Annotated in this window: 14 protein-coding genes; 9 read left to right on the top strand and 5 right to left on the bottom strand. The window is 71.5% G+C overall.

What is annotated here, in order from left to right; all coding sequences use genetic code 11:
• Positions 1-284: 284 nt before the first annotated feature.
• Both K1J60_RS09445 and K1J60_RS09440 read right to left on the bottom strand, forming a co-directional pair.
• The gene (locus tag K1J60_RS09445; protein WP_220645808.1) at positions 285-3,128 is read right to left on the bottom strand and encodes a helix-turn-helix transcriptional regulator; all 2,844 of its coding nucleotides are present in this window, start codon (positions 3,126-3,128) and stop codon (positions 285-287) included.
• 236 nt (positions 3,129-3,364) lie between these two features.
• Complete coding sequence (locus K1J60_RS09440; protein WP_220651381.1) at positions 3,365-4,183, bottom strand: helix-turn-helix transcriptional regulator; 819 nt, start codon at positions 4,181-4,183, stop codon at positions 3,365-3,367.
• 155 nt (positions 4,184-4,338) lie between these two features.
• On the opposite strand from K1J60_RS09440, the gene K1J60_RS09435 reads away from it, so the two are divergent.
• Positions 4,339-6,018 carry an AMP-binding protein gene (locus K1J60_RS09435; protein WP_220645807.1) on the top strand — a complete coding sequence of 560 codons (1,680 nt, stop codon included), beginning with the start codon at positions 4,339-4,341 and terminating at the stop codon, positions 6,016-6,018.
• Positions 6,015-7,595, top strand: a complete 1,581-nt coding sequence (locus K1J60_RS09430; protein ID WP_220645806.1) for an AMP-binding protein — start codon at positions 6,015-6,017, stop codon at positions 7,593-7,595. Before K1J60_RS09435 ends, K1J60_RS09430 begins: the two co-directional genes overlap by 4 nt.
• A gap of 66 nt (positions 7,596-7,661) precedes the next feature.
• Here the strand turns inward: K1J60_RS09430 and K1J60_RS09425 are convergent, their stop codons facing one another.
• Positions 7,662-8,366, bottom strand: a complete 705-nt coding sequence (locus K1J60_RS09425) for a hypothetical protein (RefSeq protein WP_220645805.1) — start codon at positions 8,364-8,366, stop codon at positions 7,662-7,664.
• Positions 8,367-8,646: 280 nt separating this feature from the next.
• Between K1J60_RS09425 and gcl the strand changes: the two genes are divergently transcribed.
• Entirely contained in the window at positions 8,647-10,431 is a 1,785-nt protein-coding gene (gene gcl / locus K1J60_RS09420; RefSeq protein WP_220645804.1) for a glyoxylate carboligase, read from the top strand.
• Positions 10,432-11,424: 993 nt separating this feature from the next.
• On the opposite strand, the gene K1J60_RS09415 is transcribed toward gcl, so the two are convergent.
• Together K1J60_RS09415 and K1J60_RS09410 are read right to left on the bottom strand one after the other, a co-directional pair.
• Positions 11,425-12,315 (bottom strand): 2-hydroxy-3-oxopropionate reductase, encoded by an 891-nt coding sequence (locus tag K1J60_RS09415; protein WP_220645803.1) that lies wholly within the window; start codon positions 12,313-12,315, stop codon positions 11,425-11,427.
• Between the two features lie 46 nt (positions 12,316-12,361).
• Positions 12,362-13,210, bottom strand: coding sequence for a TIM barrel protein (locus K1J60_RS09410; RefSeq protein WP_220645802.1), 849 nt, complete (start codon positions 13,208-13,210; stop codon positions 12,362-12,364).
• A 148-nt stretch (positions 13,211-13,358) separates the two neighbouring features.
• Between K1J60_RS09410 and K1J60_RS09405 the strand changes: the two genes are divergently transcribed.
• From K1J60_RS09405 to K1J60_RS09380, 6 genes are all read left to right on the top strand, one after another.
• On the top strand, positions 13,359-13,610 hold the full coding sequence (locus tag K1J60_RS09405; protein WP_220645801.1) for a thiamine-binding protein: 252 nt from the start codon (positions 13,359-13,361) through the stop codon (positions 13,608-13,610).
• 65 nt (positions 13,611-13,675) lie between these two features.
• Positions 13,676-13,987, top strand: a complete 312-nt coding sequence (locus K1J60_RS09400) for a helix-turn-helix domain-containing protein (RefSeq protein WP_220651380.1) — start codon at positions 13,676-13,678, stop codon at positions 13,985-13,987.
• A gap of 149 nt (positions 13,988-14,136) precedes the next feature.
• On the top strand, positions 14,137-14,661 hold the full coding sequence (gene uraD / locus K1J60_RS09395) for a 2-oxo-4-hydroxy-4-carboxy-5-ureidoimidazoline decarboxylase (RefSeq protein ID WP_220645800.1): 525 nt from the start codon (positions 14,137-14,139) through the stop codon (positions 14,659-14,661).
• Positions 14,658-15,071, top strand: a complete 414-nt coding sequence (uraH, locus tag K1J60_RS09390; protein WP_220645799.1) for a hydroxyisourate hydrolase — start codon at positions 14,658-14,660, stop codon at positions 15,069-15,071. The genes uraD and uraH overlap by 4 nt, the downstream gene beginning before the upstream one ends.
• Before the next feature lie 2 nt (positions 15,072-15,073).
• Entirely contained in the window at positions 15,074-15,976 is a 903-nt protein-coding gene (gene pucL, locus K1J60_RS09385; protein ID WP_220645798.1) for a factor-independent urate hydroxylase, read from the top strand.
• A gap of 55 nt (positions 15,977-16,031) precedes the next feature.
• A complete protein-coding gene (locus K1J60_RS09380) occupies positions 16,032-17,411 on the top strand; it encodes an 8-oxoguanine deaminase (RefSeq protein ID WP_220645797.1) in 1,380 nt (459 codons plus the stop codon).
• Positions 17,412-17,498 lie beyond the last annotated feature (87 nt).

Genomic DNA, 17,498 nt, shown 5'->3' with positions numbered 1-17,498 from the left:
CGCTCGGGGGAGCCGAGCGGGGGCGGCGGGCCGGTCTGTGTGCCCTGGCGTGGGCACGTCACAAAAACTAAGAGCCGGAGGGATCCCCTCCCAAGGGGGGATCCCCCTAGGGGAGTTGGGGAGGGAAAACCCTCGATGACCCGGGCCGGGGTTTGAGCCTAGGCTGGAGCCGCAAGGTCGCCGCCCGCACGGATGCCCCCGAAGCGCGCCGGACGAGAAGCGGACGGGAAGGTGACGACAGGGCCCAGGTCCCGGCAGGGACTCGTCAGCCCGTCCCGGGGAGGTCAGTTCGTACGGTGTCCCGCCGCCAGACGCACGATGTCCACACGCGACCGGATGCCCAGCTTCCGGTAGACACGAGTGAGGGTCGCCTCGACCGTCTTCACGCTGATGTACAGCCGGCCGGCGATCTCCCGGTTGGTGGCGCCCTCCATGACCAGCTCGGCGACCTGGCGTTCCGTCGCGGCGAGCACGGCGAGGGCGTCCAGCGCCGACGGGGCGATCGCGGGCTGCGGCGGGGGCGCCGGGACGACCGAGGCCTCCTCCACCTGACGCAGCCACGGCAGGGCACGGCACCGGCGGAACAGCCGGGACGCCTCGTCGTACGAGCCCGGCGGGGGCGTCCCCGGTCGGGCGAGCCCCTGCGACAGGACGCGCAGCCCTGCCAGGGCGTACGCGGCCCGCGCCTCCTCCAAGCCGTAGCCCAGCTTGGCGAGCCGGTCCTGAGCGGACGTCAACTGCCGTACGGCGGCGTCCTGTTCACCCCGTGCCGCCCGCACCAGAGCCTCGGCGCGGTCGAGGACGGCGAGCACGCTCTCCCGGCCCAGCCGCAGCGCCTGCTGCCGGGTGACGTCGATGACGTCCTGCGCCTCCGCCAGCTCGCCCACCCGCACCAGGGCTTCGGCGAGATCGCCGTGCCACCGGCCACGCGCCGGGTCGTTGACCCCCAACCCGTCCTCCAACTCCCGGACGCGACGCAGGGACTGGACCGTCCCGGGCGCGTCCCCGGCCACCAACTGGGCGTGCCCGAGGGCGCCCAGGGCGCGGGAGAGGTACATCAGGTCGCCGTCCTGCTCCGCGCGGTCGGCCGCCTCGCGGGCCAGCGCACGGGCCCGCTCCACATCACCGCCGGCGGCCTCCGCGAGCGAGGTGAGCATGGCGGACGCGCCCTCGCCGATACCGGAGTCCCGGGCCAGGACATAGCCCTCGCGGGCGAGGTCGAGGGCCCGGCCGCAGTGCCCGGAGCGCAGTTCGGTCTCGGCGAGGAAGCGCACGTAGTGCACCTCGCTCTCGACCATGCCGCGCCGACGCACCTCCCGCAGCAACGAGGTGATCGTGGCGCGGGCCTCGCCGAGCTGGTCGCTCATCATCAGCCAGCGGAAGCGGGTCGCGCCCGCCCCGTTGTGGTGACAGGCGAGCTGCGGGTCCTGGGGCTCCTTCAGCGCGCGTTTGATCGTCATCGGGGCGTCGGGGTGGCCCATCAGGATCTCGGCCTGCGCCTGGAAGGCGAGTGCGAGGAGTTCGGTGCGCCGGTCCTCGGCGCGTCCGGCCAGTTCCGCCGCGCGCGCGGCCTCCTCCCGGCTCTGCGCGAAGTCGCCCTCCAGGACCAGCGCCCGCCAGGCCAGCTGGTAGCGGACCAGCCCGAGCAGCCGCGGGTCGTCGCCCGCGTCGGCGAGGACCTGCGGGTAGACGGCGTCGACCTCGGCGAGGGACTGCCCGGCCGCGTCGATCACCACCATCCAGGCCCGGACCCGCTCGGCGGGCTCGCTGGCGCGGGTCAGCACCTCACGGGCGATGTCCCGGCCGAGGTCGTTCTCCCCGGCGGTCAGGGCGTCCTCGGCCGCCTGCAGCCGCCGCTCGTCCGGACCCGGTGTCGCGTCCGCCGGGGTGTGCCGGGCCGAGAGCAGCCCCAGCTCGGCGGCGACCGAGGGCGCGCCCCGGTCCCGGGCCACGGCGGCGGCCTCGCCGAGCCGCGCGGCTACCTGCGGGTCGGTGCCCTGGGTGGCCAGCGCCAGGTGCCGGGCCCGCTCGATGGGGTCGACGGCGGCGGTGGACAGCGCGGCGTGGGCGGCCCGCCGCTCCTGCGCGGTCGCCTCGGCGTACAGCGCGGCCGAGACCAGGGGGTGCGCGAACCGTACTCCGGGGCCCTCCCGCTCCGGCGCGAGCAGGCCCAGCTCGACGGCCCGCGCGGTCTCCGCCTCGGCGTTCTCCCGCCCGGCGGCACGCAGCAGCGCCACGGTGGGCCGGGCACCGGCGCTGGCGACCAGCAGGGTGCGGCGGGCCTCGGCGGAGAGCATGTCCAGCCGGTTCAGGACCAGGGTCCGCAGTGAGGTGGGCACGGGCAGGGGTTCGCCCGGACGCGGCGGGGTCGAGCTGTCGGCGAGTGCGCGGCCCAGCTCCAGCGCGAACAGCGGGTTGCCGCCGCTGGTGCGGTGGATGTCCCGCACGGTCGAGCGGGGCAGACCGGTGTAGCCGCGGTTCTCCAGCAGTTCGGCGACGTGCGCGCGGGACAGCGGGGCGACCCGGAGGGCCAGGGTGTCGGGCGGGGACGCGCGTAGATACCTGTCCTGCTCGTGACCGTGGGGGTCCGTCGAGGTACGTACGGCGCACAGCATGCGCACCGGCATCTCGCCGAGCCGCCGCGCGGCGAAGCCGAGCAGCTCCACACTGGCCGGATCCAGCCACTGCAGGTCGTCGGCGACGATCAGCACCGGGCCCTTGGTGGCCAGCGCGCGCAGCGTCGACAGCACGGCCAGCCGCAGGGCCAGTCCGTCACGCTGGAGCGTGGACTCGCCACGGCCGGTGAGCGCGGACTCCAGTGCGGTGCGCTGCGGCGCCGGCAGCTGGTCGGACACCTCGTCCATGACCAGCCCGAGCAGGTCGGTCAGGGCGAGGAACGGCAGATGGGACTCGGACTCGGTGGCCGAGCAGCGCAGCACCGTCCGTGCCGATTCGTCGTATTCGGCGGCCAGGGCGCGCAGGACGGTCGATTTCCCGATGCCCGCGGAGCCGTGCACGAGCACGCTGCCGCCCCGCGAAAGCTGTTCGCGCGCCCCGGCGAACAGCTCCTCCCTGCCTATGACCAGGTCGGGGCGGGGTCTCCCAGGCTCCTTGAACTCCCGTCGCACGGGCCACCGCTCCCCTCGAGTGTCGTGTCCGGGCCAATATTAGGCGTCCAGTCTTTGAATTTCGGAACGCGGCCCGGTGTGGGAAATAACAGGAAGGGTACGGCATAGGGAATTTCACAGGCCCGTTACATGAATGCTCCGGGCGCACGACAGCCGCGCCCCGTCAGGGGCGCGGGGAACTGCGCGATCACCCCCCCCCGCCGGCCCGCAGTGTGAGAATCGCCCCACCGCTTCACCTACGGCAGTAGCCCCGCCCGGCGCGCCGCCACCACCGCTTCCCACCGACCGTGCACCCCGAGCTTCCGCATGGCCGAACTCAGATACGCCTTCACCGTCTCGGGGCGCAGCCCCAGACGGTCCGCGGCGACCCGGTTGCTGGCACCCGTCGCGACGCAGGCCAGCACGTCCGTCTCACGCGGCGTGAGGGCGACCCGGGGGACACCGTCCGGCGCGGCGCCCTCCCCGTCGCTCACGCCGGCGAGGCGCCCGCACACCCGCAGCAGTTCGGCCCGCAGCTCCGGATCGCCGACGCGCGGAGCGAGCGCGCGCAGCTCCCCGTGGGCCTGACGGACCTCCTCCCACGCCCCGGCCGATCCCCCCTCGGGCGGGGCGGTCGCGGCCAGCAGGTTCCGGGCCTCGTCGTGCACCACGAGCGTCTGCTCCAGGTCCCGCGCCGCGTCCAGCGCGGCCGCGACCGTGCGGTCGCCCAGCGGCTGGGCCGTGCGCAGCGCGCCGTACAGCACCCCGCGCACCTGACGCCGCACGACGACGGGGACCGCGAGGACGGAGCGGATGCCCTCGGCGGCGACCGCGGCGTCGTACTCGTGGCTGATCCGGCGCGACGCGGAGTAGTCGGTCACCCAGCAGGGGCGGGCCAGGGCCACCGCCTTGCCGCCGAGGCCGTTCCCGGAGCGCACGGCGAGACCGTGGAGCGAGGTGGTCCTGTGGCCCTGGAGTTCGCTGATGCGCAGTTGCCCGGCTCCGGGCTCGATCAGCCCCGCGAAGGCGAGCGGCAGCCCGGTGGACTGCCGCAGCCGGTGCAGCGCACCGCGCATGTCCGTTCGGCCCGGCCAGGCCGGCCCGACGGAAACCGAGGGTTCCAGTGCCACGAACTCGCCCCTTCCGCGCGGCGCACCCCCGTTCGGGGGTAGTGAGACGTGTATCACGCATTACACGATGTGGGGCAACGGTCCGGCAATGAGGAGGACACATGTCGGCGAGGACGAGCGCCACGGAGGAGTTCCGGGCGGCCCGGGACTTCTTGCTGGCGCATCGCGAGGACTACGCCACGGCCTACCAGGGTTTCGTCTGGCCCCGCCCCGAGTACTTCAACTGGGCGCTCGACTGGTTCGACGTGATCGCACGTGGGAACGATCGCACGGCCCTCCACATCGTGGAGGAGGACGGCTCCGAGACCCGTCTCTCCTTCGCCGAGATGTCCGAACGCTCCTCCCGTGCCGCCAACTGGCTGCGGGACCGGGGCGTCCGCGCCGATGACCGCATCCTCGTGATGCTCGGCAACCAGGCGGAGTTGTGGGAGACCGCGCTCGCCGCGATGAAGCTGCGCGCCGTCGTCATCCCCGCGACCCCGCTGCTCGGCCCCGGAGATCTGCGTGACCGGGTGGAGCGCGGCCGGGTCCGGCATGTGATCGTGCGGGCCGAGGACGCGCCCAAGTTCGAGGACGTTCCCGGTCGTTACACCCGCACCACGGTCGGCGGCACGGTCGACGGCTGGCGGCCGTACGAGCAGGCCTACGCGGCCCCCGCCCGCTTCGAGCCGAACGGCGCGACCAACGCCACCGACCCGTTGATGCTGTACTTCACCTCGGGCACCACCGCCCGGCCCAAACTGGTCGAGCACACCCATGTGTCGTATCCCATCGGCCACTTGGCCACCATGTACTGGATCGGTCTGCGCCCCGGCGACGTCCATCTCAACATCTCCTCGCCCGGCTGGGCCAAGCACGCCTGGTCCAACCTCTTCGCCCCGTGGAACGCGGAGGCGACCGTCTTCCTCCACAACTACGCCCGCTTCGACGCGAGCCGGCTGCTCGCGGAGATGGACCGCGCGCGCGTCACCACCTTCTGCGCCCCGCCCACCGTGTGGCGCATGCTCGTCCAGGCCGACCTCTCGCGGCTGCGCACCCCGCCCCGCGAGGTCGTCGCCGCCGGGGAGCCGCTGAATCCCGAGGTCATCGAGCAGGTTCGCCGCGCCTGGGGTGTCACCGTCCGGGACGGCTTCGGCCAGACCGAGACCGCCGTCCAGGTCTCCAACAGCCCCGGCCAGGAGCTGAAGACCGGCTCCATGGGCCGGCCGGCCCCCGGCTACAAGGTCGTTCTCCTCGACGTCGTCACGGGTGCCCCGGACGCCGAAGAGGGAGAGATCGCCCTGGACCTCTCCAACCGCCCCGTGGGCCTCATGACCGGCTACCACGGGGACCCCGACCGTACGGCGGAGGCCATGGCCGGCGGCTACTACCGCACCGGCGACATCGGCTCCCGGGACGAGGACGGCTACCTCACCTACGTGGGCCGCGCGGACGACGTCTTCAAGGCCAGCGACTACAAGATCAGCCCGTTCGAGCTGGAGAGCGCCCTGCTGGAGCACGAGGCGGTCGCCGAGGCGGCCGTGGTGCCGGCCCCGGACGAGGTGCGGCTCGCCGTGCCGAAGGCCTACATCGTGCTCGCGGCCGGCTGGGAGCCGGGCCCGGACACCGCGAAGTTGCTCTTCGAGCACTCCCGGACCGTCCTCGCCCCCTACAAGCGCCTGCGCCGCCTGGAGTTCGGAGACCTCCCGAAGACGGTCTCCGGCAAGATCCGCCGCATCGAACTGCGCGAGGCCACCGCCGCGGGCTCGGACGCGGAATACCGCGAGGAGGACTTCCGATGACTTCATACACGCACGGGACGAGCGGGACCGCGCTGCTCGGCGACACCATCGGTGCCAACCTCGACCGGGCCGTCGCCGCCTGGCCGGACCGGGAGGCGCTCGTCGACGTGCCGTCCGGGCGGCGCTGGACGTACGCGCACTTCTCCGCGGACGTCGACGCGTTGGCGTACGCGCTGGTCGCGAGCGGCGTCGCCAAGGGCGACCGGGTGGGCATCTGGGCGGTCAACTGTGCCGAGTGGGTGCTCGTGCAGTACGCCACCGCCCGCATCGGCGCGATCATGGTGAACATCAACCCGGCCTACCGGACCCACGAGGTCGAGTACGTCCTCCAGCAGGCCGGGGTCTCGTTCCTGTTCGCGTCCCTCCGGCACAAGACGAGCGACTACCGGGCGATGATCGAGCAGGTCCGCGGCAACTGCCCGCGCCTGAGGGAGACCGTCTATATCGGTGACCCGAGCTGGGACGCGCTGGTCGCGCGCGGGACGCCGGTGCCGTACGAGGATCTGTCCTGCGACGACCCGATCAACATCCAGTACACCTCGGGCACCACGGGCTTCCCCAAGGGGGCGACCCTCTCCCACCACAACATTCTCAACAACGGCTACTTCGTGGGGGAGTTGCTCGGCTACGGCGAGCAGGACCGGATCTGTGTGCCCGTTCCCTTCTACCACTGCTTCGGCATGGTGATGGGCAACCTCGCGGCCACCTCGCACGGCGCCTGCGTCGTCATCCCGGCCCCCTCCTTCGACCCGAAGGCCACCCTGGAGGCCGTCCAGCAGGAGCGCTGCACCTCCCTGTACGGCGTACCGACCATGTTCATCGCGGAGTTGAACCTCCCCGACTTCGACGCGTACGACCTCTCCTCCCTGCGCACCGGGATCATGGCGGGCTCGCCGTGTCCGGTGGAGGTGATGAAGCGGGTCATCGCCGAGATGCACATGACGGAGGTCTCGATCTGTTACGGCATGACCGAGACCTCGCCCGTCTCCACCCAGACCCGGCGCGACGACGATCTGGCACACCGCACCGGCACCGTCGGCCGCGTCCTGCCGCACATCGAGGTGAAGATCGTCGACCCGGCGACGGGTGTGACCCAACCGCGCGGCAAAGCAGGGGAGTTGTGCACCCGTGGCTACAGCGTGATGCTCGGCTACTGGGAGGAGCCGGAGAAGACGGCCGAGGCCGTCGACGCGGGGCGGTGGATGCACACCGGGGACCTCGCGACGATGCGCGAGGACGGGTACGTCGAGATCGTCGGCCGGATCAAGGACATGATCATCCGGGGTGGCGAGAACATCTACCCGCGCGAGATCGAGGAGTTCCTGTACGGGCACCCGAAGATCGCCGACGTCCAGGTGGTGGGCGTGCCGCACGAGCGGTACGGCGAGGAGGTGCTCGCCTGCGTCATCCCACGCGACAGCGCCGAACCGCCCACCCTGGAGGAGCTGCGGGCCTTCTGTGAAGGGCGGTTGGCGCACTACAAGATCCCCAGCACGCTGCGCATTCTGGACGCCTTCCCGATGACGGTGTCGGGGAAGGTGCGGAAGGTCGAACTGCGCGAGCGGTACGCGAGGTAGCCCCGTAACCGCATGGTCGGGGTGGGGCGAGGGCCGCGCCCGCGTTCCGTGCGGCGCGGTCGTCGGTCAGGCCCTCGCGCCGGTGGCCACCAGTTCGGTCGCCGCGCGGTTCACCGGCTGCGGGGTGCCCGTGAGATCCAGGACGAACAGGGAGACGCCCAGGCCGTCGGCGCGGTCGCGGGCGTCGTTCGCGTACCCGGCGAGGGAGAAGTAGACGCAGTCGGTGGACTCCGTCATGGCGGTCAGCCACAGGCACTCGACATCGCGCAGCGAGGCCGGGCGCACCGACGGGTCCACCTGGACCAGGACCCCTCGCGCGGCCAGCCCGATCCCCGAGGGCTGGCGCTGGTCGGCGCGGCGGATGTCCCGGTACCCCAGCCAGCGCAGATAGAGGGCGACCGCGGTGACCGCGTCGCGGGCCGTACGGATGGTGACGGGACGGAAGGCCGCCCGGGGGACGGCGGGCGCCTCGGTCATGGACTCGGCGCCACCCGGGCCCAGCGGCCGTAAGGCGCCGGCCACGGGCACGCGCAGGACGGTCCCGCACGAGCAGCCCAGCTCCGGGTGGGGCCACTGGTCGGCGCGACCGCAGTTCCCGCACTGGACGGTGACCCAGTCCTCGTCCCAGGTGTGGTGGGTGACCGACGTGGGGGCGGCGCGGTGGTTCAGGGCGGGCGCGACCGGGGCGCCGCACGCACAGGGGTAGGCCGGGGCGGCGTACTGGTGCTCCCGCCCGCAGTCCGGGCACCGCACCGCCATGCTCTCGCTCATGCTTCCCACCCCACCGCCGGGCCCGTCGAAAACGCCTCCTCATCGTCCTCCAGGCAGGGCTGCTCCGGCAGGGAAACACCTCGAGACGGCCTGGTGGATGCCACGGCCCGCGCCCTTGACGCTCCTTGGCCCGCCCCCTACATTGCTTCCAGATAATAGAAAACATTTTCCACAATGTGGAATTCTGTAGTCTGTAGTCATCACACCGACGAGATCACGGAAGTGCTCACCGCGGGGCGCGACGGGAGCGCGAGTCCGGCACCTGGAGCAGGAGTACGCAATGGCTCGTATGACCGCTGCCCGCGCGGCAGTCGAGATCCTCAAGCGCGAGGGCGTCCGTGACGCGTTCGGGGTCCCCGGCGCCGCGATCAACCCCTTCTACGCGGCCCTGAAGGCCGCCGGCGGGATCCAGCACACCCTCGCCCGGCACGTCGAGGGCGCGTCGCACATGGCCGAGGGGTACACCCGCGCCCGTCCCGGGAACATCGGTGTCTGCGTCGGCACCTCCGGGCCCGCCGGCACCGACATGATCACCGGGCTCTACTCGGCCATCGGTGACTCCGTCCCGATCCTCTGCGTCACGGGCCAGGCACCCACGGCCGTGATCCACAAGGAGGACTTCCAGGCGGTCGACATCGCCTCCATCGCCAGGCCGGTCACGAAGATGGCCGTCACCGTCCTGGAGGCCGCCCAGGTCCCCGGCGTCTTCCAGCAGGCCTTCCACCTGATGCGCTCCGGCCGTCCCGGCCCCGTCCTCGTCGACCTGCCCATCGACGTCCAGCTCACCGAGATCGAGTTCGACCCGGACACGTACGAGCCGCTCCCGGTCTACAAGCCGGCCGCCACCCGCGCCCAGATCGAGAAGGCGATCGGGCTGCTGAACGCGTCGCAGCGGCCGCTGATCGTGGCCGGCGGCGGGATCATCAACGCCGACGCCTGCGAACTCCTCGTCGAATTCGCCGAGTTGACCGGTGTTCCGGTGGTCCCCACGCTCATGGGCTGGGGCACCCTGCCCGACGGCCACGAGCTGAACGCGGGCATGGTCGGCCTCCAGACCTCGCACCGCTACGGCAACGCCACCTTCCTGGAGTCCGACTTCGTCCTCGGCATCGGCAACCGCTGGGCCAACCGGCACACCGGGAAGCTGGACGTCTACACGGCCGGACGCACGTTCGTGCACGTCGACATCGAGCCCACCCAGATCGGCAGGATCTTCGCCCCCGACTACGGCATCGCCTCCGACGCCAAGGCCGCGCTGGAGCTGTTCGTCGTGGTGGCACGGGAGTTGAAAGCGGCGGGCCGGCTGCCGGACCGCTCCGGGTGGGCGGCCGACGCGCAGGACCGCAGGGCCCGGCTGCAGCGCCGCACGCACTTCGACGACATCCCGATCAAGCCGCAGCGCGTCTACGAGGAGATGAACAAGGCCTTCGGCCCCGAGACCCGTTACGTCTCCACCATCGGCCTCTCCCAGATCGCCGGCGCCCAGATGCTGCACGTCCACCACCCACGCCACTGGATCAACTGCGGCCAGGCGGGACCGCTCGGCTGGACGGTCCCGGCCGCGCTCGGCGTCGCCAAGGCCGACCCGGAGGCGTCCGTCGTCGCCCTCTCCGGCGACTACGACTTCCAGTTCATGATCGAGGAGCTGGCCGTCGGGGCGCAGCACCGCATCCCGTACGTCCACGTCCTGGTCAACAACTCCTACCTGGGCCTCATCCGCCAGGCCCAGCGCGCCTTCGACATCGACTTCCAGGTCAACCTGGAGTTCGAGAACGTCAACTCGCCCGAGCTGGGCGTCTACGGCGTCGACCACGTCAAGGTCGCCGAGGGCCTCGGCTGCAAGGCGATCCGGGTGACCGACCCGGCCGACCTGGGCGCCGCCTTCGAACAGGCCAAGAAGCTCGCGGCGGAGTACCGGGTGCCGGTCGTCGTCGAGGTGATCCTGGAGCGCGTCACCAACATCTCGATGTCCACGACGAACGACATCGGCAACGTGGTCGAGTTCGAGGAGATCGCGACGGAGCCGGGGCACGCGCCCACGTCGATCAAGCGGTTGCGGGTCTGAGGAACTCTGAGAGGGCTCTCAGGGGCACAGGGCGATCGGCCGCCGAGCGGGAGAGAGCGAGAGGGGGGAGGGGAGGAGAGGGAGGAGAGGGAGAGGGGCACGGAGAAGGGAGGCCTTGCGGCAGCGCGACCTCGCGTGATGCGAGCCGCTTAGTCGCGCCGCCGCGCTCGGCCTCCCCCGTTTCCCCGGTTCACCCCCGATCCCCGGGCCCCCGTTTCCCCCGTTCCTGTGCTCCCTTGCTTCCCCCGTCGCTTCCCCCGTGCCCCTGTTTCCCCCGTGGGGCTCTTCCCCCGTCGAGGCCCGCCGCCCCCGTGCCGGCGGGCCTCGTGTGTCGAGAATGTGCCCTGCCCCAGGGGTGGTTGAAGCCCTCAAGCACGGTTTCAGAGGTTGATTTGAGGGTTCCGTAGACGCTCTACGCAGCCTTGCGTAGGCAGAGGGCCGCGACGGCTGCCGGTGACCGGCTTGTCGGACCCTGATCGTCCCTCGACCCGCCGGTCTCGAAGCTCCCCCCGTGACGTGCCCCGGGAGGAGTGACGCGGACGGGTCGGACCGCGGCGGCCGCGGCGGCACCGGACCCGTGTCCCTCACGTCGAGACGCGGGCCGGGGCCTTCACCACCGCACCGGCGCGCATCGCCGCCGCGGTCCGTGCCCTGCCCGCGGGTGTCCGACGCGCACCCCTCATCCGGGTCGGTCGGAAACGGTCGCGGGCGGTGCGTCCGGTGGCTGGTGGGTGTCCACCAGGGACCGGACGCCGATCAGGGATGGAAGGGGATGGAAGAACTCGATCGCCGGCGCGGGGTGGACGGCACACCCGTCGGCGAGGGGCGGAGCTTCACGCACCGTCGAGAGTCGTACGAACATCGAGAGGGGTACGCCGACGTCCCTGAGGAAGTCGGCGTACCCGGGGCGGCGGTTCCGGCCCGCGGCGGCACCTGGGCGCGACAGGACAGATGTCGGCGCCGCCGCGGACCGGAAGTCCGTGAGGTGTCGCCTCAGACCTGGGCGCCGGAGAGGCGTTCCACCGCCCGCAGCAGGGCCGAGTGGTCGAGGCCGCCGTCGCCCTGGGCGCGCAGCGAGGCGACCAGCTGGGCCACCACGGCGCCGACCGGCAGGGCGGCACCCACGGTGCGGGCGGCCTCGGTGACGATGCCCATGTCCTTGTGGTGCAGGTCGACGCGGAAGCCCGGTCTGAAGTCCCGGTTCAGGAAGTTGTCCTTCTTGCGGGTCAGCACGGTCGACCCCGCGAGCCCGCCGTTCAGGACGTCGAGGGCCGCCTTCAGGTCGACGCCCGACTTCTCCAGGAAGACCACGGCCTCGGCGCACGCCTGGATGTTCACGGCCACGATCAGCTGGTTCGCGGCCTTCACGGTCTGCCCCGCGCCGTGCGGACCGCACAGCACGATCGTCCTGCCGAGCGCCTCGAACAGCGGCGCGGCCTCGTCGAAGTCGGACTGCTCGCCGCCGACCATGATGGACAGCACGGCCTCGACGGCGCCCGCCTCACCACCGGAGACCGGGGCGTCGAGCACCCGGATCCCCTTCTCCTTCGCGGCCTTCGCCAGGTCGACGGAGGTCTGCGGGGTGATGGACGACATGTCGATCAGCAGGGCGCCGGGCCGGGCGTGGGCCAGGATGCCGTCGGGGCCGTACGCGACGGCCTCCACCTGCGGGGACGCGGGCACCATCGTGATGACGACGTCGGCGTCGCGCACGGCCTCGGCGACGGAGGCCGCCGCGGTCCCGTCGGCGGCGGTCAGCCGGTCCAGCTTGTCCTGCTCCAGGGTGTGGCCGGTGACGTCGTAACCCGCCTTGATCAGGTTCTCGGACATGGGGGAGCCCATGATGCCGAGACCTATCCACGCGACCTTGGGGAGATTGCTCATGGTGAGGTGCCTCTCTGACTGCTCTGCTGCGGCGGTGGGGTGGCCCTCAGCGGGCCGCGCGGGCCGCGCGGGCTTCGCGGGGGAGCCACGCGAAGGCCTCGGCGCTCGGCCGGTCGCCCGGCTTGTACTCCAGGCCGACCAGGCCCCCGTAACCGGCCTTGCCCAACTGGTCGAGGAGGCCCTCCAGCGGGACGGTCCCGGTGCCGGGGGCGCCGCGGCCGGGGGTGTCGGCGATCTGCACATGCCCCGTGCTGCCGGCATGGTCGGCGATCACCTGCGGCAGGTCCTCGCCGTTCATGGACAGGTGGTAGAGGTCCATCAGGAAGCGCGCGTTGCCGAGGCCCGACGCCTCGTTGACCCTGTCGACCACGCCGACGGCGGCCGGGGCGGACACCAGCGGGTAGAGCGGTGACTCCACCTTGTTCAGGGCCTCGACCAGCAGGATCGCGCCGATCCGGTCGGCGGCCCGCGCGGCCAGGACCAGGTGGTGCAGGGCCAGGGCGTCCTGCTCGGCCGGGTCCACACCGGCGACGCGGTTGCCGTACAGGGCGTTGAGCGCCCCGCAGCCGACGGACTCGGCGAACTCCGCGACCACGTCGACGTTGGCGCGGAAGCGCTCCGACTCCGCACCCGGGATCGACAGCGCGCCCCGGTCCGGTCCCGGCAGCACTCCCGAGTAGAAGTTCAGTCCGGTCAGCCGCACGCCCGCGTCCTCGAACGAGCCCCGCAGGGCATCGAGTTCGGAACGAGGAGGCGTGGGGGAGTCGACCCAGGGCCACCACAGCTCGGCCGCGGTGAAGCCGGCCGCGGCGGCGGCCGCGGGGCGCTCCAGGAGCGGGAGTTCCGTGAAGAGGATCGAGAGGTTGACGGTGTAGCGCTGCTCCGCGAATCCCATGGGGCCTCGGACGCTCCCTTCCGTGCACTTTCCGGATGATATTCCGTATGATGGAAGTTAGTTTCTGCTTAATGGAAGACTGCCGTCGCAGGTCGGAGCTTGTCAAGAGGGCTCGGTGGAATCCGGCACCGCGCGTTAGGTTGTGCCCGTGCGATTGAGAGTGGAGTTCACGACCGAGCCCTTCGATCTCGACGAGGCCCCGGCGCACGCGCTCGTGGCGCGGGAGGTCGTCGAGGCCGCCGACCTGGACGCGGTCGACGTCGGCCCGTTCGGCAACACGGCGGAAGGGGAAGCCGATGCCGTGCTCACGGCCGTGGACGCCCTGCTCCGCCGGACCCTGGAGTCCGGCGCCACTCGGATCTCGCTCCAGGTCAATGTGATCGGGGAGGGCGGCGAGTGACCGGCGTCGGCGCCGGCACCGGCGACGAGCGCTTCGTCGCGGCCGTCAAGCCGCTGGTCGACGCCATGGGCGGACTCATGCTGCCGCCGGACGAGGCCGGCCCCGACGACGTCGTCCTGTCCTGGGAGGGCGTCGACGCCGTCGCCGTGCGGCTGCCGCAGCTCGCCGAGTCGCTGGATCACATCCTGGCCGCGATGGAGCGCCAGAAGGGCAGGCCGCTCGCCGACCTCGACCGCAAGGCCAAGCAGGAGATCGTGCGGGTGCTGGAGACGCGCGGCGCCTTCTCCGTGCGTCACGGCGTGGAGACCGTCGCGAGCGCCCTCGGTGTCAGCCGCTTCACCGTCTACAACTACCTCAACCGCGAGAAAGAGGCCTGACGGGCGCCTCGGTCCTGCCGGGAGGCGCGGCGGGCACGGCTGCGGGGATCTCGCCGTAACCGCGATTTTTCAACAAACTGTTGACGCGATGTCGTCGCGGGGCGTTAGCTTGCCGTAGCCAGTCCAGCACCACGGCGACGGAGGCTCCCGTGACTTCGCGTTCCTCGACACCGGGCCTCGCCCGTTTCAACGCCCTGGAGGAGCACGCGGCCGCCGCCGCGCTCCATGAGGTGTGCGCCTCGGCGGAATGGGGGCGCAGACTGCTCGCCGACCGCCCCTACGCCACCGCCGAGGACCTCTTCGCCGCCAGTGACGCCGCCATGGCCGAGCTGAGCGAGGAGGATCTGGCGCAGGCGATGGCCGGGCACCCCCCGATCGGCCGCCCCGCGCCGGGCGATCCGACCTCCGCCCGTGAGCAGCGCGGCATGGCCGGCGCCTCCGACGAGCTCAAGGCGGAGATGCTCGAACTGAACCTGGCCTACCAGGCGAAGTTCGGTCATGTGTTCCTGATCTGCGCCACCGGCCGGACCGGCGAGCAGATGCGCGACGCGGTCCGGGACCGGATCGGCAACGCGCCGGAGCGGGAACGCGAGATCGTCCGCACCGAACTGGGCAAGATCAACCGCATCCGCCTGGCCCGGCTCGTCGACGTCGAAGAGGAAGCCCGCACATGAGCACCAGCACGACCGCCTCGGTGTCCACGCACATCCTGGACACCTCCGTCGGCCGTCCCGCCGCGGGCGTCGCCGTCCGCGTCGCCGCCCGCTCCGGACGAGAGGCACCCTGGCAGGCGCTCGGCGGCTCGGCGACCGACGCCGACGGCCGCTGCAAGGACCTCCCGGCTCTGCCGGAGGGCACCACCCACGTGCGACTCGACTTCGAGGTCGAGCCGTACCTCGCACAGACCGCCGCACAGACCGCGAAGCAGCAAGCCGATGCGCAGCAGGACGCCCCCGCGAACCGGGACAGCGGTGCCGTGTTCTTCCCCGAGGTCGTCATCACCTTCACGGTGACGCCCGGCGAGCACTACCACGTACCGCTGCTGCTCAACCCGTTCGGCTACTCCGTTTATCGAGGGAGCTAGCTATGCCCATCCTTGGACCGAACCAGTACGGCAAGGCCGAGAACCGCGTCGTACGCATCACGCGGGACGGCGCCACCCACCACATCAAGGACCTCAACGTCTCGGTGTCGCTGAGCGGCGACATGGACGAGGTCCACCTCTCGGGCTCGAACGCGAACGTCCTGCCGACGGACACCACCAAGAACACGGTGTACGCCTTCGCCAAGGAGTACGGCATCGACTCCGCCGAGCAGTTCGGCATCCACCTCGCCCGTCACTTCGTGACCTCCCAGCCTGCCATCCACCGGGCCCGCATCCGCGTCGAGCAGTACGCCTGGGACCGCATCGAGCACGGCGGCGAGGGCGCGCACTCCTTCGTCCGCAAGGGCCAGGAGACCCGGCTGGCACAGATCACCTACGACGGCTCGTCGTGGGAGATCGTCTCCGGCCTCAAGGACCTCACGGTCATGAACTCGACCGACTCCGAGTTCTGGGGCTTCGTCAAGGACAAGTACACGACCCTGCCCGAGGCGCACGACCGCATCCTCGCCACCGAGGTCTCCGGCCGCTGGCGCTTCAACTGGACCGACGACGAGCAGCCGGCTCCCGACTGGGAGGCCTCCTACGAGCAGGTGAAGAAGCACCTGCTCCAGGCCTTCGCCGAGACGTACTCCCTCTCGCTGCAGCAGACCCTGTACCAGATGGGCGCGCGGATCATCGACAACCGCGAGGAGATAGACGAGGTCCGCTTCTCCCTGCCGAACAAGCACCACTTCCTGGTGGACCTGGCCCCGTTCGGCCTGAAGAACGACACCGCCGACGGAGCCGTGTACTTCGCCGCCGACCGCCCCTACGGCCTGATCGAGGCCACCGTCCTGCGGGACGGCCGCGAAGCGAAGATCCCGGCGGACCTCACCAACCTCTGAGAGACCTCGGAACCAACCTCCGAGAGACCCTCAGAAGACCTCTGAAGGACGAACCATGGCAGCAACCCAGCGTCTCGTCATCGAGAACGCGGCGATCGCGACCGTGGACGCGCGGGACACCGAGTACGCGTCCGGTCATGTGGTCGTGGCGGACAACGTCATCGAGTCGGTCGGCGAGGGCCGCGCCCCCGAGGGCCTGACGGACGTCGTACGCCGGATCGACGCCACCGGCCACCTGGTCACACCCGGCCTGGTCAACACCCACCACCACTTCTACCAGTGGATCACCCGGGGCCTCGCCACCGACCACAACCTCTTCGACTGGCTCGTCGCGCTCTATCCGACCTGGGCGCGCATCGACGAGCGCATGACGTACGCGGCGGCCCAGGGCTCGCTCGGCATGATGGCCCGCGGCGGCGTGACCACGGCCATGGACCACCACTACGTCTTCCCGAAGGGCTCCGGCGACCTGTCGGGCTCGATCATCCGGGCGGCACGCGAGACGGGCGTCCGCTTCACGCTCGCCCGTGGCTCGATGGACCGCAGCGAGAAGGACGGCGGCCTCCCGCCGGACTTCGCGGTCGAGACTCTGGAGGGCGCGCTCGCCGCCACCGAGGAGACAGTGAAGCGGCACCACGACGCCTCCTTCGGCGCGATGACCCAGGTCGCCGTCGCCCCCTGCTCGCCGTTCTCGGTCTCCACCGAACTGCTGCGCCAGGGAGCCGAGTTGGCCCGTCGCCTCGGGGTGCGGCTGCACACCCACGGCTCGGAGACGGTGGAGGAGGAGAAGTTCTGCCACGAGCTGTTCGGCATGGGCCCGACCGACTACTTCGAGTCCACGGGCTGGCTCGGCGAGGACGTGTGGATGGCCCACTGCGTCCACATGAACGACTCCGACATCGACGCCTTCGCCCGTACGAAGACGGGCGTCGCCCACTGCCCGTCGTCCAACGCCCGGCTGGCGGCGGGCATCGCCCGGGTCCCGGACATGCTGGCGGCCGGCGTCCCGGTCGGCCTCGGCGTCGACGGCACGGCGTCCAACGAGTCCGGCGAACTCCACACCGAACTGCGCAACGCCCTCCTCGTCAACCGCCTCGGCGCCCACCGCGAGGCCGCCCTCAACGTCCGCCAGGCGCTCCGGCTCGGCACGTTCGGCGGTGCCCAGGTCCTGGGCAGGGCACAGGAGATCGGCTCCCTGGAGCCCGGCAAGCTCGCCGACCTGGTCCTCTGGAAGCTCGACACCCTCGCCCACGCGTCTATCGCCGACCCGGTGGCCGCCCTGGTTCTCGGTGCGGCGGCCCCGGTGACGGCGTCGTTCGTGAACGGCCGGCAGATCGTGGAGAACGGTCGCCTGCTGCATGTCGACGAGGACGCGATCGCCCGCTCGACGAGGGAGGAGGCGCGGCGGCTGGCGCGGATCGCCGCCGAGGCCTGACCCACTGGACTCTGGTCGAGGGGGACGGCCCTCGACCAGAGCCGTGGACCTCGGTGAGGCCCACGGCAGCCGTCTCCGGGGCGCGGA

The sequence above is a fragment of the Streptomyces akebiae genome (assembly GCF_019599145.1).
In the GTDB taxonomy this organism is placed as follows: Bacteria; Actinomycetota; Actinomycetes; order Streptomycetales; family Streptomycetaceae; genus Streptomyces; species Streptomyces akebiae.
The sequence above is the reverse complement of the archived record's forward strand: the minus strand, read 5'-3'. Positions and strand labels throughout refer to the sequence as shown.